Origin of the sequence: Kineosporia succinea (assembly GCF_030811555.1) — a bacterium.
Classification (GTDB): Bacteria; Actinomycetota; Actinomycetes; order Actinomycetales; family Kineosporiaceae; genus Kineosporia; species Kineosporia succinea.
The window spans coordinates 7,465,116-7,480,102 of the sequence record NZ_JAUSQZ010000001.1 but is presented as its reverse complement, the minus strand read 5'-3'; the positions used below and the strand labels follow the sequence as shown (position 1 = coordinate 7,480,102).

At 73.9% G+C, this 14,987-nt stretch carries 14 protein-coding genes; 10 read left to right on the top strand and 4 right to left on the bottom strand.

Annotation, left to right across the window (positions count from 1 at the left end; genetic code table 11):
* The first annotated feature begins 243 nt into the window (after positions 1-243).
* Genes J2S57_RS33005 through J2S57_RS32995 form a run of 3 tightly spaced genes read left to right on the top strand, consistent with a single transcriptional unit; the run spans position 244 to position 3,665 of the window.
* Entirely contained in the window at positions 244-1,173 is a 930-nt protein-coding gene (locus tag J2S57_RS33005) for a hypothetical protein (protein WP_307250097.1), read from the top strand.
* Entirely contained in the window at positions 1,173-3,317 is a 2,145-nt protein-coding gene (locus J2S57_RS33000; protein ID WP_307250095.1) for a hypothetical protein, read from the top strand. The genes J2S57_RS33005 and J2S57_RS33000 overlap by 1 nt, the downstream gene beginning before the upstream one ends.
* Positions 3,318-3,329: 12 nt before the next feature.
* Positions 3,330-3,665: a cupin domain-containing protein gene (locus J2S57_RS32995; protein ID WP_307250092.1), complete on the top strand. Its 336-nt coding sequence runs from the start codon at positions 3,330-3,332 to the stop codon at positions 3,663-3,665.
* Positions 3,666-3,767: 102 nt separating this feature from the next.
* Here the strand turns inward: J2S57_RS32995 and otsB are convergent, their stop codons facing one another.
* Positions 3,768-4,556, bottom strand: coding sequence for a trehalose-phosphatase (otsB, locus tag J2S57_RS32990; protein WP_307250090.1), 789 nt, complete (start codon positions 4,554-4,556; stop codon positions 3,768-3,770).
* A 63-nt stretch (positions 4,557-4,619) separates the two neighbouring features.
* On the opposite strand from otsB, the gene J2S57_RS32985 reads away from it, so the two are divergent.
* From J2S57_RS32985 to J2S57_RS32960, 6 genes are all read left to right on the top strand, one after another.
* Positions 4,620-5,342, top strand: coding sequence for a VOC family protein (locus tag J2S57_RS32985; protein WP_307250088.1), 723 nt, complete (start codon positions 4,620-4,622; stop codon positions 5,340-5,342).
* Positions 5,343-5,384: 42 nt separating this feature from the next.
* The gene (locus J2S57_RS32980) at positions 5,385-6,230 is read left to right on the top strand and encodes a helix-turn-helix domain-containing protein (protein WP_307250086.1); all 846 of its coding nucleotides are present in this window, start codon (positions 5,385-5,387) and stop codon (positions 6,228-6,230) included.
* A gap of 78 nt (positions 6,231-6,308) precedes the next feature.
* Complete coding sequence (locus J2S57_RS32975) at positions 6,309-7,148, top strand: ABC transporter ATP-binding protein (protein WP_307250084.1); 840 nt, start codon at positions 6,309-6,311, stop codon at positions 7,146-7,148.
* Positions 7,148-8,200 (top strand): iron-siderophore ABC transporter substrate-binding protein, encoded by a 1,053-nt coding sequence (locus tag J2S57_RS32970; protein ID WP_442358353.1) that lies wholly within the window; start codon positions 7,148-7,150, stop codon positions 8,198-8,200. The genes J2S57_RS32975 and J2S57_RS32970 overlap by 1 nt, the downstream gene beginning before the upstream one ends.
* Positions 8,197-10,284 carry an iron ABC transporter permease gene (locus tag J2S57_RS32965; protein WP_307250080.1) on the top strand — a complete coding sequence of 696 codons (2,088 nt, stop codon included), beginning with the start codon at positions 8,197-8,199 and terminating at the stop codon, positions 10,282-10,284. The genes J2S57_RS32970 and J2S57_RS32965 overlap by 4 nt, the downstream gene beginning before the upstream one ends.
* 161 nt (positions 10,285-10,445) lie before the next feature.
* Positions 10,446-11,519 carry an FUSC family protein gene (locus J2S57_RS32960; RefSeq protein WP_307250078.1) on the top strand — a complete coding sequence of 358 codons (1,074 nt, stop codon included), beginning with the start codon at positions 10,446-10,448 and terminating at the stop codon, positions 11,517-11,519.
* Position 11,520: 1 nt separating this feature from the next.
* On the opposite strand, the gene J2S57_RS32955 is transcribed toward J2S57_RS32960, so the two are convergent.
* On the bottom strand, positions 11,521-12,660 hold the full coding sequence (locus J2S57_RS32955; RefSeq protein ID WP_307250075.1) for a hypothetical protein: 1,140 nt from the start codon (positions 12,658-12,660) through the stop codon (positions 11,521-11,523).
* Between the two features lie 31 nt (positions 12,661-12,691).
* Positions 12,692-13,249, bottom strand: coding sequence for a TetR/AcrR family transcriptional regulator (locus J2S57_RS32950; protein WP_307250072.1), 558 nt, complete (start codon positions 13,247-13,249; stop codon positions 12,692-12,694).
* Between the two features lie 84 nt (positions 13,250-13,333).
* Between J2S57_RS32950 and J2S57_RS32945 the strand changes: the two genes are divergently transcribed.
* Positions 13,334-14,143: an SDR family oxidoreductase gene (locus J2S57_RS32945; protein WP_307250070.1), complete on the top strand. Its 810-nt coding sequence runs from the start codon at positions 13,334-13,336 to the stop codon at positions 14,141-14,143.
* A gap of 55 nt (positions 14,144-14,198) precedes the next feature.
* Here J2S57_RS32945 and J2S57_RS32940 read toward each other — a convergent pair whose 3' ends face one another.
* A complete protein-coding gene (locus tag J2S57_RS32940; protein ID WP_307250068.1) occupies positions 14,199-14,921 on the bottom strand; it encodes a hypothetical protein in 723 nt (240 codons plus the stop codon).
* Positions 14,922-14,987: the final 66 nt, after the last annotated feature.

The following is a 14,987-nucleotide window of genomic DNA, read 5'->3' as shown; positions in this document are numbered from 1 at the left end:
GAATCGGGATTGGCTGAACGGTCGTCAAGTCCGATCCGAGGCGAGGGCCGACGTCGTGGGTCGGCTGACCGGTCGTCGATCCGTGTCGTTCCGTGCCTGTGAGAAGCTTCATGCCGCCCGAACGGGGGGTTTCCGGTCAGCGGGACTTCCGTCGCGGCCGACGGTGACCCAGGTTCGGTGGGCGCGACGTGTGCAACCACCGGGCATCGTCCCCGTGTCTCTCGCGCACCGAAAGGAAGACCGATGGCCCACGACGTCCCCGGACCCGTCGACGACACTGACGGCGGCCGGATTCCTCGTGGGGTGGCCCTGCCCCGGCTGGGCGCCGACGACATCCCCGCGGTGAGGCCCGCGGGCGTCACCGCCCCCGATGCGTCCCCGGTGCTGGTGCTCGCGGACGACCTGGACGCCTCGGGTGACCACGCCGAGGCCGACGTGGCCCGTCCGGTGCCGCGCCCGGACCGCCCCCGCCGGGGCCCGGTCGTCGGCGGGGCCGTCGCGGTGGCCGGCGTGGTCGCCGCCCTGGCCCTGATCGTGCCCGGTCTGCTGAACGACGACGACGCCACCCAGGCGAGTCCCGACGGCGGCTCGTCCGCCGTGATCCCGCAGGACCCGAGCCCGACCCCGAGCGAGCCCGAGCCCACCGCGGAGAAGTCGAAGGACCCGGAGAAGGGCACGGCGAAGGGCGCGAAGGACGCGGAGAAGGCCCCGGTCAAGCACGCCACGGCCGCCCCGACGTCGGCGGCCCCGGCCGCCGGCACCGATCCCGACCCGGCCGAGGGCTCGGGCGACCCGGGCTCGACGAAGACCACCACGTCCACCAGCAGCACGACCACCGAGGCCGCCGCCCCGACCTGGGGCACCACGATCGTGCGCGCGGGCTCCGAACTGCGGCACGACCAGTACTGGGAGACCAACCGCATCAAGTTCGGTCTCACCGGTGACGGCAAGCTCATCCTCATCGACGAGAACGACACCCAGGTCTGGTCGGCCGGGATCTCCGGGGGCGACCAGGTGGGCTTCCAGGGTGACGGCAACCTGGTGGTGTACTCCAACGGCACCGTGCTGTGGAGCAGCAACACCATGGAGCGCCCCGGCGCCGTCCTCAACCTCCAGTCCGACGGCAACGTGACGATCACGCTCGACGGCAGCACCCTGTGGGCGGCCCGCTGATGAACGCCTCCCACGGCGACGCTGTGGTGATCCAGCGCGTCGGGCCGTGTTTCGTGCTGCGCGGCGCACCGGAACTCGCCCCCGATCAGGTCGCCTGGATCGCGAAACTGCGTACGGACGCGTCGGTCACGGTCGCGCTGGTCATGGTGCCTTCGCACCTGGCCGCGGCGGTCGGGCCGGCCCTGTCCGAGGTGCTCGAGCAGATGCCCGGAAACCGGCTGGTGCTCGCGCTGTCCGGCGCCGGTCTCGGGCGCCGCGGCCGGCCCGCCCTGGCTCGCCAGATCGCGGACGACTGGGACGTCACCGTCGTCGCCCCCGCCGGGGACGTCTTCCTGGCCCCGGGGGGAACGCTCTTCGCCTGGGGCGAGGGGCCCTGGGAAGGGGGGAGCGAGTGGTGGTCGTTCCCTCCGGGGGACGACGCCACCCCGCTCGGCCCGCGCTGGCCGGTTCCCGACTGGGGCCCGGCCGCCGACGTGATCTCGCTCGGTGCGCTCGAACTGCGGCCCGTCCCGGCCGGAATGGTGCTGTGCGCCGCCGGTTCCGCGCCCACCGGGCCGGACGACGTGGCCTGCGCCGTGCCCGCGCAGCGAGAGCGCCCGGCCGTGCTGTGCGCCGTGGCGGGCGAGGGGCACGGCAGCATCCCCGGCGCCGTCGCCCTGCTGACGCTGCTGCTCGAGCGGCACTCCTGGACCCGTCACCCGCTGCGCCTGGTTCCCGTCGGCGGCGCCGACCTGCTGCCGCTGGGGCGGGCCGTCGCCCGCGAGATGCGGCTCGACGTGGAGGTTCTCAGCGGTTTCCCGGTCGGTGGTGACGGCCGGGTGCTGGCGGTCGGTGACGGTGGACGCGGCACCTGGTCACCTTTCGTCGCCTCCGTCCTGTGCCGGTCCGGCGCCGGAGACGTCTCGCCCCTGATCTGGCGGCCCCCGGCCGAAGGACTGCGTGCGGTCGATCCGGTGCGCCCCGTCTACGCTTTCGGCCCGGACTGGCAGCTCACGCTGACCCGCGCCGGGCTGTGGCTGCACCGGCCGGGCCCGGGGGCGGCCCCGGAGGAGTCCGCCGCCGTCGACGTCGCGACGGTGCGACTCGACCTGGGAGCACCGGGCGCTGCGTTGCCGAGCGGTGCGTCGGAGGTGCTGGCCGGTCTGGTCGCGGCGCTGAGCGATCCTGTCCGCGCGCGGCTCCGGGTTGTGGTGCACGGGCAGGTCGACGCCGACCTGCGCGCCGAGCTCGGCGACGTCGCCCACCGCCATCAGGTGCGGCTCGATGTCCGCGACATCGTTTCCACGCCAGAGCATTCAAGGACGGACGACGCGGCACGACCCGCAGTCGTCACGAGTACCCCGGTGGTCACCGGACCTCCGCCCGGCGAGGCCCGGCCCCGGATCGCGCCCGGCGCCCGGGACCAGGCGCGCGCCGTCATCGGGAACCGTTGGGACGCCCACGCACCCGCCGCCCGCCGCGCCGTCAGCCGCATCCCGGCGCTCGGTGCGAACGACCTGGCCGCCGCCGCCGCCGTCGATCTCGTCAGCCTGAGCCTGTTCATGGCGGCCCGTCCCGACGATCCCTTCGGGCCGGTCGCGTTGCGCTCGCCGCTGCGGTCGGCCGAACAGGACGCGTACCTGGCCTGCCTGGACTCGGGGCTGGGTCTGCTGCCCACCCATCGCGGTCCGGTGGTGCGGGGTGCGGACGCCTCCCGCCGGTGGCGTGAGGGCCCACCGGCACCGGGATCCGTCCTCACGGAGGCAGGCCCGGCAGGAGCGACCGCGCTGGTCGCCGGTGCGGTCGTCCCGCGTCCGGCGACCACCGGGATGTACGTGATCTGGGCGCAGACCGCGCGGGTCGTGACGCCGCTGCTCGACGACCGTCCCCAGGCCGGTGACGTGATGTTCGCCCCGGGCACCCGCCTGAGGGTGCTCGACACCTGGCTGGACGGGCCGGGTGGGCTGGATCTCGTCTTCCTGCAGGAGGTTCCGGCGAACGGCACACCGCCGGTGCCGGCCGGCGACCGGGCGCTCGGCCACCTGCGCCAGGCCGTCGGCCCGGCATCGTTGCGGGAGACCGGCGGAACGGTGCCGTGGCCCGCGTACGCCCTGGGCGTGCTCGGCCCGGGGACCCCGGCCCGTCAGACCTCGCCGGGACTCTGAAAGGATGCGCGCATGAACACGATTCGCCTCGACGACCTCGCCCGCGAGCACCTGGGGCTGGCCGCCTCCGCCCCCGCGGGCCGCAGCGCCCACACGCTGTTCCCCGACCACACGCACCGCCTGCGCCAGACCGTCATCGCCCTGACTGCGGGCCGCCGGCTGGGTGAGCACGACAGCCCGCCCGAGGCCACGCTGCAGGTGCTGCGCGGGAGCGTGCGCCTGCACGCCGGCGACGAGACCTGGGCGGGCGAGGCGGGCGATCTCGTGCGGATCCCCGACGCCCGGCACGATCTCGAAGCGGTGACCGACGCGGTCGTCCTGCTCACGGTGATCGTCGCCGGGGTCTGAGCGGGCCGGGTAGCTGGGGCCGGGTAGCTGGGGCCGGGGTAGCTCGGGCCCGGGCAGTTCGGGCCGGGCTCGAGCTTCACGGCGCGGGGCGGGCGGTTCGGGTCAGAGCGCCGGGTCGGGCGTGCGGCTGAGTTCGTCGAGCCAGACGACGAACTCGCCCGGGTTCTCGAAGTGCACCCCCGGCACGGCCGCCACCTCGGGTGCGGTCTCGTGCCCGTGCACCACCAGCGAAGCGCCCCCGGCCTCCCGCGCCGCCGCGAACGCGGGCAGGTCGCCGCGGTCGTCACCGGCGTAGGCCACGAGATCCAGCCGCTGCTCCGCGATCAGCTGACGCAGTGCCGTGCCCTTGTTGACCGGCAGCGGCGGCCGTAGCTCCTGCACCAGTTTTCCCGGTTCCGGGGCCAGCCCGGTGCGTTCCGCGGCCCGGGCCACGGCGTCGTCGACGAGGAGGGCGGCGGCCTCCCGGTCGAGGGCGTTGCGCCAGTGCACCGCCACCGCAACGCTCTTGGCCTCGATGTGGATGCCCGGCACGGCCCCCAGCGCCTCGGTCAGCAGGTCACGGGCCGTGGCCACGCGGGGCAGCCACTCCTGGACGCCGGGCCCGGTCACGGTCGATCCGTCGTGGTGCCGCTCGAGGCCGTAGGAGCCCAGCAGCACCACCCCGGGCAGCGGGATGCGTTCGGCCAGAAAGGCCACCGGGCGCCCGGACAGCAGGGCCACCAGGTCGAGGCGGGCCGCCAGCCGTTCGAGGGTGACGGCCGCTCCCGGCAGGAGCGCACTGGCCGAGGGATCGTCGATGATGGGCGACAGGACACCGTCGAAGTCCATGACGATGCCGGTGCGGCGGTCGGGGTCGGAGAGGGCGGCGATGAGCGAGTCCCGTTCGTCCATGGGGCCGAGCATTTCAGGAGTGCCGAGGGCGGGCAACACGCGCGGGACCGGCAGGATGAGGCCATGACCAACGAACCGATCGGCTCGCTGCGCGCGGTCGCGCTCGACGCGGCGGACATCTCCGGCCTGGCCTCGTTCTACGAGGAGCTCGCGGGCCTGCGCCGCCGGCCCGGCGCCGAGCACGACTGGATCAGCCTGGAGACCGGTGACGGCTGGCGTCTGGGCTTCCAGCTGGCGCCCGACCACGTGCCGCCGCGCTGGCCCGACCCGGCGCACCCGCAGCAGGCGCACCTCGACTTCCGGGCGGCCGACATCGACGCCGCGGCCGAGCGGGCGCAGGCCCTGGGTGCCACGCTGCTGCGCCGGGGCGAGCACTGGCACACGCTCGCCGACCCGGCCGGTCACCCGTTCGACCTGGCGCTGAACGCCGAGGCCGAGAACGTCACGCTGGCCGGGGTCATGCTCGACTGCCCCGACGCCCAGGTGCTGAGCCACTTCTACGCCCGGCTGCTGGGCAAGCCGGTCACGTTCGAGGCCGAGGGCATGGCCATGATCGGTGAGGACGGCGCCCAGCCGGTCATGTTCCAGCAGGTCGAGGCCTACACCGCGCCGCGCTGGCCCGACCCCGCGCACCCGCAGCAGGTGCACCTCGACGTGCTGGTCGACGACGTGGAGGCCGCCGAGCCCCTGACCCTCGCGGCGGGTGCGAGCAGGCTGGACGGCGAGGGTGACAACTGGCGGGTCTACGCCGACCCGGCCGGGAAGCCGTTCTGCCTGGTCTGGTGACGACCCGGCCGGATCCGGTGACGAGCGCCGTATTCTCGGGGCGTGACCACCCCTGACGACCTCGGCCTCGGCACCTGGCGCCGTGACCCGGGCACCGTCGTGCGCGCGGGCGCCACCGTGCCGGTCGGCGACCCGTCGCCCGGCGCGATCGTGTCCGAGTCCGAGGCGCACCCGGTCGCGGCCGAGTGGGCGCCGCACGTGCACCCCATGCACGAGCTCGTCTGGGTGCGCGGCGGCACCCTCACCGCCCGGATCAAGCACCAGATCTTCACCGTGCCACCCGGTTTCGGCCTCTGGCTGCCCGCCGGTGTGGTGCACGGCGGCCGGGTCACGGCCGCCGCCCGCCTGCACGACGCCTTCTTCGTCCCCGAGCGCACCCCGGTCTCCTTCCCCGGCCCGACGTCGATCACGATCACCCCGCTGCTGGAGTCGCTGCTGCTGCGCCTGGCCCGCCCCGATCTGGACGAGGCCGCCCGCGTCCGCACCGAGGCCGTGGTGTTCGACGTGCTCGAGGCGGCCGAGCGCCAGATCGCCCTGGACCTGCCCCGCGACGCGCGCATCGACGCGATCGCGCAGGCGCTGCTGGCCGACCCCGCCGACGACCGCGGCCTGACCGAGTGGGCCACGCTGCTGGGCGTGAGCGACCGCACCATCACCCGGGCCTTCCGCGAGGCCACCGGGCTGTCGTTCGCCCAGTGGCGGCAGGCCCTGCGCGTGCACCAGGCCCTGGCCCTGCTCTCGGCCGGGGCCGAGGTGCAGGACGTGTCCGACCAGCTCGGCTACTCCCACCCCAGCACGTTCATCGCCGCGTTCCGTCGCGTGATGAAGGTGACGCCCGGTCTGCTGGCCAAGAACCAGGTGTCCGAAAACCTCTATCCGGTGTCCTGAGCACGGGATTGTCGACAATCCCTCCTCCCGCCTAATCTCCGTCAGGTAAGGTTTGCCTACCCTCACGGAGCCCGATCCATGTCCACCCCGGCCGCCATCCTGCGCGGCGAGGAGCTCGTTCTCCGCTACGGCCGCACCACGGTGGTGCACGGGGTCTCCCTGGGACTGGAACCCGGGCGGATCACGGCGCTGGTCGGGCCGAACGGCAGCGGCAAGTCCACGCTGCTGCGCGCCCTCGCCCGACTGCACCGCGTCGAGACCGGCCGCGTGCTCCTCGACGAGCAATCGGCGGCCGCCCTCAGCGTGCGCCAATTCGCCCGGAAGGTCACGCTTTTCACCCAGTCGCGCCACGCACCGCACGGGCTGACGGTCAGCGAGGTCGTCGCGTTCGGGCGTCATCCGCACCGGCGCCGCTTCAGTGGCCCGTCCGCGCACGACCGGGAGGCGATCGAGCGCGCCCTGCACGCCACCGGCACCACCGACAAGGCCGCCCGGCCCGTCGGCGAACTGTCCGGCGGCGAGATGCAGCGCGTCTGGCTCGCCGCCTGCCTCGCCCAGGAGACCGACGTCGTCCTCCTCGACGAACCCACCAACCACCTCGACCTGCGCTACCAGGTCGAGACCCTCGACCTGGTCCGCGACCTCGCCGACCAGCGCGGCGTGGCCGTCGGGATCGTCCTGCACGACCTCGACCACGCCGCCCGCATCGCCGACACCCTCGTGCTCCTGCACGCCGGGCGCGTCCACGCCACCGGCACCCCGCGCGAGGTGCTCACCGCCGAGCACCTCACCGAGGTCTACGGCCTGCCCGTCGAGGTCACCACCGAGCCGGGAACCGGACGCCTGCGCATCGATCCCCTGGGACGGCACCCCGTCGTCCGCACTCTCCCGATCACCCCGAAAGAGACACTCGCATGATCTCCCTCAACCGCCGCGCCTCCGGCGCCGCGTCGCTCGCCGTGATCGCCCTGGCGCTCGCCGCTTGCGGCACCACGGACGTCGAGGAAGCCGCTGCGGTCAGCACCCCCGCCTCGCAGACCTGCGCCGACGACACCACCGAGACCGCGACCGGCCCGGTCGAGATGACCGACGGCGTCGGCCGCACCGTCAAGCTCGACAAGCCCGCCGAGCGCGTCGCGGTGCTGGAGTGGCAGCAGACCGAAGACCTGATCACCCTGTGCGTCAACCCGGTCGGCGTCGCCTCGCCCGACGGCTACACGCAGTACGTCACCGCCGAGAAGCTCCCGGAGGACGCCGTCAGCGTCGGCGAGCGCGGCGAGCCCGACCTCGACGCCCTCTACGCGACGGACCCCGACCTCATCGTCATGGAGGTCTACCAGAAGGACGACGAGCTGCTGGCCAAGCTCGAGAAGCGCGGCGTCCCGGTGCTCGCCACCGTCGGGGCCGACGCCTCCGGCCAGATCGACAACATGAAGGAGGTCTTCTCGATGATCGGGGAGGCCACCGGGCGCACCGAGCGGGCCGACGCGGTGCTCAAGGAGTTCGACCAGCACTTCGCCGACGCCAAGCAGAAGGTCGCCGACGCCGGCGTGAAGCCGACCGACTTCCTGTTCTTCGACGGCTGGATCGAGGGCAGCAACGTCGTCATCCGCCCCTACGGCAAGGGCGCGCTGTTCACCGAGATCGGTGAGGCGCTCGGCATGACCTCGGCCTGGACCGACGAGATCAACACCGCCTACGGCAGCGGTGGCGTCGACAAGTCCTACGGCCTGGCCCAGACCGACATCGAGGGCCTGACCGCCGTCGGTGACGCGACGCTCTTCTACGCCAACGACGGCACCGCCGACAACTACGTCACCGAGCTCGAGAAGAGCCCGATCTGGAAGGCGCTGCCCTCGGTCAAGGAGGGACGCGCGCACGCCTTCCCGAACAGCGTCTGGGGCGCGGGCGGCCCGAAGTCGAACGAGCAGGCCATCGACGCCTACGTGAACATCCTCACCGCCAAGTGAGCGAAACCCCCGCGCCGCGGCCGCTTCCCGGGATCGGGATCGGCCGCGGCGCGAGCGGGGCCGCCGTGCTCACCGCCCTGTTCGCCGTCGTCGTCGTCACCGGGGCCTGGCACATCACCCAGGGCACGTCCGGGGTCGGTTTCTGGGACCTCCTGCGCTACGCCCTCGGGGCCCGCGAGAGCGTCGGCGGGGTCCCGGTCGGTGACGTCCTGACCGGCTCGCGCCTGCCCCGGGTCCTCGCCGGCGTCGCGGTCGGCGTCGCGCTCGGCACCGGCGGGGCCCTGCTGCAGTCGGTCACCCGCAACCCGCTCGCCTCGCCCGACACCCTCGCGGTCACCGGCGGCGCGTACTTCGCTCTCACCGTCGTGGCCGCGTTCCAGATCACCGTGCCGCTGTGGGCCTCCGGCACCGTCGCCTTCACCGGCGGGATCCTGGCCGCCGCTGTCGTCCTCGGCCTGGCCGGCGCGGGAACGGGCGCCGCCTCCACGCGCCTGATCCTCGCCGGATCGGCCGTCGCGATGGCCCTCGACGCCGCCTCGGCCACCCTGCTGATCCTGTTCCGCGAGGGCACCACCGGCCTGTACGCCTGGGGCAGTGGATCTCTCGCGCAGCTGAACCTCGACGCCGCCACCCGCACCGCGCCCGTCATCGCCGTCGTCCTGGTCGTGGCGCTCCTGCTGTCACGGCGCCTGGACGTTCTCGGAACGGGGGACGACGCGGCCGCCTCCCTGGGCGTCCCGGTGCGCTCGACCCGGATCCTGGCCGTGCTCTGCGCGGTGCTGCTGACCGGGGTCGCGGTCACCCTCGCGGGTCCGCTGGCCTTCGTCGGCCTGGCCGCGCCGGTCGCCGTGCGCCTGGCCGCCAGCCGCATCGGCGTCCTGAGCCGTCACGTCTTCCTGATCCCGGCCTGTGCGCTCGCCGGCGCCCTGCTGGTGCTGCTGTCGGACGTGGTGCTGCGGGCGGTCATGGGCGCCCAGGCCGCGGCCTCGATCCCGACCGGGATCCCGACCTCGCTGCTGGGCGCCGTCGTCATCGTCGTCCTCGCCCTGCGGCTGCGGGACATGGGCTCGGCGCCGCGTGCCCACGTCGCCGTCCGTTCCCGGGGCCGCTTCGTCACCGTGACGGTCGTCGTCGCCGTGCTCCTCGTCTTCGCCGCGACGGTCGGCCTGCTGGCCGGGAGCCTGTGGCTGCGCGTCGGCGACATCGGGCTGTGGATCCAGGGCAGCGCCCCCGACCTGATCGCCCGCGCCCTCGACGACCGGGCCCCGCGGGTCGCCGCCGCCGTCGCCGCGGGGGCCGCGCTCGCGCTGTCCGGGACCGTGGTGCAGGGCACGGTGCGCAACCCGCTGGCCGAACCGGGCATCCTCGGCATCACCGCCGGCGCCGGGTTCGGCGCGGTGATCGTGGTGACCTCGGGCGTCCCCGGCGGGCGTCCCACCCTGATCGTCATGGCGGTCGCTCTCGGCCTGGGCACGTTCGCCCTCATCGCCGCGCTGTCGTGGCGCGGCGGGTTCCTGCCCGACCGGTTCCTGCTCATCGGGATCGGATGCGGTTACGCGCTCACCGGTCTCAGCACGTTCCTGCTGCTGCGCGCCGATCCGTACGACACGCCGCGCATCCTCACCTGGCTGTCCGGCACCACCTACGGCCGGACCGCCCCGGACGTGCTCCCGGTGCTCGCCGTGCTGCTCGTCGCGACCCCGCTGGTGTTCGGGATGCGCCGTCAGCTCGACCTTCTCGCGATCGACGAGGACACCCCGCAGATCTTCGGCGTGCGCCGCGAGCACGCCCGGCTGGTGCTCCTGACGACCGCGGCCGCGGTCGCCGCCGTCAGCGTGATCGCCGTCGGTGTGGTCGGTTTCGTCGGTCTGGTCGCCCCGCACCTGGCCCGCGCCCTGGTCGGTGTGCGGCACGGGCGGATCGTGCCGGTCGCGATGCTCATCGGCGGTCTGCTCGTGGTGGTCGCGGACGCGATCGGCCGCTCGGTCATCGCCCCGTCGCAGATCCCGGCCGGGCTGATGATGGCGCTGATCGGGGCGCCGTACTTCGTCTGGCTGCTGCACCGCTCGCGGACCTCAGCCTAGGAGCCACGTCAACATCCGGTTTCGGCCGGGTAAAAGCGCGCCGTAAGGGTGCAGGAAGCGGACGGGGCCGCCGTACTGAACACGTAGGGTCGTTCCTGGTCCTGAACCGGAGCGCAGTGCCGCCTCCCGCATCCCCACCACCACCGCGGAGGCTCGAACTCGTGGCACTGCTCCACCGGAGACTCTCCGGAAGCTGGCTCTTCGTGACCGAGTCGGTGATCGCCGCCAGCATCGCCTGGCTGATCGCGACCAGCATTCTCGGCGTCCGGCCGGAGAGCTTCTTCGCCCCCGCCTCGACCATGCTCGTGCTCGGGCAGATCCGCGGCCAGCGGGTGCGCCGCGCCCTGGAGGTCTGGGGCGGCGTGCTCGTCGGCATCCTCACCGCGCACCTGCTGCGCCTGCTCACCGACGAGCCCCTGGTCACGGTCGCCGGGTCGGTCCTCGTCCTCAGCCTGCTGGCCGTTCTCACCAGCGCCAACGCGGTCGTCGTGGTGCAGGGGTCCGTCTCCGCGCTCTACGTCGCCGTCGGGCCGGCGGTCGCCCCCTCCGGGGTCTCGGCGCGCCTGGTCGACGTCGTCATCGGCGGTGGCTGCGCCCTCGTGATCAGCCAGGCCTTCACCGGCCGGGCCCCGGCGCGACACCTGCGCGAGGACCTGCGCTCCACCCTGGTCGCCGTCAGCCAGGTTCTCGACGCCGTCCGGGCCGCCGCGTCCGGTGGCCAGGTCCCGGCCGCCCTCGACGCCCTCGAGCAGGCCCGCCGACTCGACGCCCGCATCGACGCGCTGCGCTCGGGGATGCAGGCCGTGCGCGAGACGTCCTGGCTCCGGCGCCGGAACGGCGACCGCCCGGACTTCGAGAAGACCGTCCGCCACCTCGACTACGCCGTGCGCAACCTGCGCGTGCTGGCCCGCTCGGGCGTCGTGGTCGCCCGCAGCGGGGCTCCGTTGCCGGCCCCGCTCGAGCAGGCTCTGCGTGAGTTGTCCGGGGCGGTCACCGATCTCGGCGTGCTGCTCGGGACCGGTACCGGGACGACGGTCGTGCCCACGGTCCTGCACGCGGCCCGCACCGCCGGCGAGGCGCTGGGCGAGGAACCCCGCCTGGCCTCGGCGATGATGATCGGCCAGATCCGCGGGCTGGCCGTCGACCTGCTGCGGATGTCGGGTGTCGACGAGCGCCAGGCCCCGGACGACGTGGACGAGGCCCTCGCCCGCCCGGTGCTCGAGCCGGCGCCGTGACCTAGGGCGTCAGGCCGGCGATGATCCCCGTCGCGTCCAGCGACGTGAAAACCCTTGCCTTGGAGGTCATCTCGTAGGACAGGACGTCGGCCCCCCGCAGTGCCCGGGCGGTGTTGCGGTGCTCGCAGCTGATCGTCTCGGGTGCGCCCACCTCGAGAACGGGGGACGACGTGCACGACCCGATCTTCCGGCCGGCGGTGCCCATGGTGGCCGAGTAGGTGACCCGCACCCGCTCGGCGTCCGCCGGGCTCTCACCCGGGCGCACGCTGACCGTGGCGGTGCTCGCCGCCGTGCAGACCGCCGGATCGGTGAAACAGTCCGGGCCGGACTCCTGCTCCAGCGCGATCGCGTACGCCAGGTCCAGCACCCGTGGGGACGCGTCGCGCACCTGGTCGGCGACCTCGCCGTTGGTGGCGCTCACGGTCGCGGCGTCGAGCACGTCGATCGTGCCCTCGGTCGAGACCGAGCGGTCGTCGGGGGCCACCAGCTGCGAGGGCACGGTGAACACACGGTGCGGGGCGTCGGCGGTGATCCGGACCGGCCCCAGGGCGGTGTCCGCCTCCCACACGTCGGTGCCCTGGTAGCTCCGGCGTTCCAGATCGCCGGCGAACGTCGTGGTCCCGGCCCCGAGCTCCCGGCGCACGCGGTCGGCCAGGTCGGTGGGGGAGGCGGGCAGGTCGGCGTAGGCCCGGAACGGCGACTCGAGCCGGGCGGCCGCGAACGGCCCCACGTGCACCCAGGCGCCCCGGGTCTCGTCGCTGCTGTCGGTCAGGGCGTTGACGAGCAGCGCCGACGCCTCGATGTAGGTCTCGCCGGCCACCCGCATCACCGGCGTCGGCGTGCTGCGCAGCACGGCCGTGCCGGTGAACGCCCCGCCCGAGGTGATCCGGACGTCGAAGGTCCCGTCCTGGTAGCGGACTCCCTCGGCCCCGGCCAGAGCACCCGCCGCCTGCTCGAACGCCGCCTGCTGGGTCGCGCGGTGACCCGCGGCGGTGTGCATCCGCCAGCCCGCGAAGGCTCCCGCGACGGCCAGCACCAGCACCCCGGCGATCACCGCGCGGCGGGCCGAGCTCCGCTCGAGCGGGGCCCGGTTCGAGCCGCCCACCTCCAGAACCTGCCGGGTCACCGCTTTCCCGTCCACCGCTGATCCATGCCGCGAATCGTAGGCCCGGTCAGCACCGCAGCCCGTCCATCACCACGTCGAGCAGGAGCGCCGTGCGCGCCTCCCAGTCCTCGTTCGGCACCCGCCACAGGAACCCGACCAGCAGCAGCACGTCCTCGGCGTCGGTGTCGGGGCGCAGCGACCCGGCGTCCTGCCCGGCGGTGAGCAGGAGCCCGATGGTGGCGACGGTCTCGGCGTAGTACTCGGCCGACAGGTCGGCCCGGGTGGCGGCCCGCACCGCCTGGGCAGCGCCGTGCTTGATCCGCCCGTAGGCGGCCAGCCGGTCGAGCCAGCGCCGCAGCGCCACGTCGGGCGCGTGCTCGCGCAGCAGGCCGGGGGCGGCGTCGAGCAGGTCACGCAGATCGGTGCGGTAGACCTCGACCAGCAGGGCCTCACGGGTGGGGAAGTGCCGGTAGAGCGTGCCCTGCCCGACCCCGGCCTCTTTCGCGATCGCGTTGAGCGCCGCGTCGCTGCTGCGGGTCAGGGCCGCCCGGGCCACCTCCACGATGCGCGCGCGGTTCTGCTCGGCGTCCGCGCGCCGTCCCGTCGATCCTGTCGAACTCGTCACCCGGCCATTGTGCCGCTGGCCAACCGGACACGCGTCCGCTTATGGTGGGTGAGTCAAACGGACACGTGTCCACTTGGAGGAACCGTGAGCATCGCAGGCAAGGTCGTCGTCATCACCGGAGCCGGCAGCGGGATCGGCGCGGCCACGGCCGAGCTGCTGGCCGGGCAGGGTGCGCGTCTGGTGCTGGGGGGCCGTCGCGCCGACCGGCTCGAGCAGGTCGCGGCCCGCATCAGCGGCGAGAGCGTCGGCGCCGAGAACGCCGGCGGCGAGAACACTGGCGCCGAGAACGCTGGCGGCGAGAACACTGGCGCCGAGAACGTGGCCTGGGCCGTCACCGACGTGCGCCGCCGCGAGGACGTCAAGGCCCTGATTTCCCTGGCCCGCAACCGTTTCGGGCGGATGGACGTGCTGGTGAGCAACGCCGGGGTCGCCACCGTCGCCCCGATCGAGACCCTGACCGACGAGCAGGTCGACGACATGATCGACGTGAACCTCAAGGGCGTCGTGTACGGGATCACCGCCGCCCTGCCGGTCTTCCGCGAGCAGGGCGGCGGCCACTTCGTGCAGACCGTCTCGACCTCCGGCCTGAGAATCGTGGCCGGACAGGCGATCTACGCCGGGGCCAAGAACGCCGTGCGCACGATCTCCGAGGCCCTGCGCCAGGAGGCCGGCCCCTCGATCCGGGTCACCGCGGTCTCGCCCGGCATGATCCGCACCGAGTTCGTGGGGGAGCGTCCCCCGGAGAGCAACCCGGACGGCGTCGCGACCTGGGACCAGGTGCAGGAGGTCGCGATCGACGCGTCGGCCGTCGCCCGGGCCATCGCCTTCGCGATCGATCAGCCGGACGACGTGGACGTCAACGAGATCGTGGTGCGGCCCACGGCCCAGGGCTGAACGCCCTGTTCCAGGCGGGACGGGTCTCAGGCGGGAGCGTGCAGGCAAGGCGGTCTCAGGCGGGACGGGTGCAGGCGGCCCGCAGGGACGCGGCGGTCACCGGGTCGTCGGTGTTCTCCAGGACCAGGGCGGTCGCCTCGAGTTCGTGGCTCGCGTACGCCTCCGGATGCGCGGAGCGCTGCACGGCCTGAGCCGCCCGGGACAGCGAAAGGTCCTGCCAGCCGGGGATATCGGTCAGGCCCGCCTGCCCGCCGCGTCCGCCGGTCAGGAACAGGCGGGTCGCGGCGGCCGGGTTCATCCGGGCCCGGTCCGGTCCCCAGGCGGCGCGCTGCTGGAACAGCCCGCGCGAGTCCGGGCCGACGACGTCGCCGTGGTCGAGGTTGCGCAGGCTCGACTCCTGGATGGCGGTGGCCAGCGCGATGATCCAGGCCCGGGGCGGCAGGTCCAGCCGGGCCGCGGTCCGCACGATGATCCGGGCGTTGGCCCGCTGCTCGGCGTCGAAGACGTGCGTGACGAGGTCGGGGTCGGAAGCATCCGCGGTGTCGACGGCGCAGGCGAGACCCCTCCAGTCCAGCGGCAGCGTCGCCCCCAGCGGACGCGGCGCCGGCGGCACGTCGTCGATCAGGCCGTGCAGCACCAGCCCCAGGGTCGCGGTCGCGGCCGCGGTCAGGGCGGCCCCACCGATGACCACCGGCTTCACCCGGTGCCGGACCAGGGCCTGCCATCGCCGCCGCAGGGTGGGGCGCCCGCGTACCGGTTTGCGTCGCGAGCTGGCCACACCGGTCATATCGGCAGCTCCGGCCGGATCTCAAGGCTGAGAGGATGTGGCCCGCCGCGCATCCGA

Excerpts from the sequence above, each read along its gene's own strand:
- J2S57_RS33005 (WP_307250097.1), top strand. The coding sequence starts at position 244 with ATGGCCCACGACGTCCCCGGACCCGTCGACGACACTGACGGCGGCCGG.
- J2S57_RS33000 (WP_307250095.1), top strand. The coding sequence starts at position 1,173 with ATGAACGCCTCCCACGGCGACGCTGTGGTGATCCAGCGCGTCGGGCCG.
- J2S57_RS32995 (WP_307250092.1), top strand. The coding sequence starts at position 3,330 with ATGAACACGATTCGCCTCGACGACCTCGCCCGCGAGCACCTGGGGCTG.
- otsB (WP_307250090.1), bottom strand. The coding sequence starts at position 4,556 with ATGGACGAACGGGACTCGCTCATCGCCGCCCTCTCCGACCCCGACCGC.
- J2S57_RS32985 (WP_307250088.1), top strand. The coding sequence starts at position 4,620 with ATGACCAACGAACCGATCGGCTCGCTGCGCGCGGTCGCGCTCGACGCG.
- J2S57_RS32975 (WP_307250084.1), top strand. The coding sequence starts at position 6,309 with ATGTCCACCCCGGCCGCCATCCTGCGCGGCGAGGAGCTCGTTCTCCGC.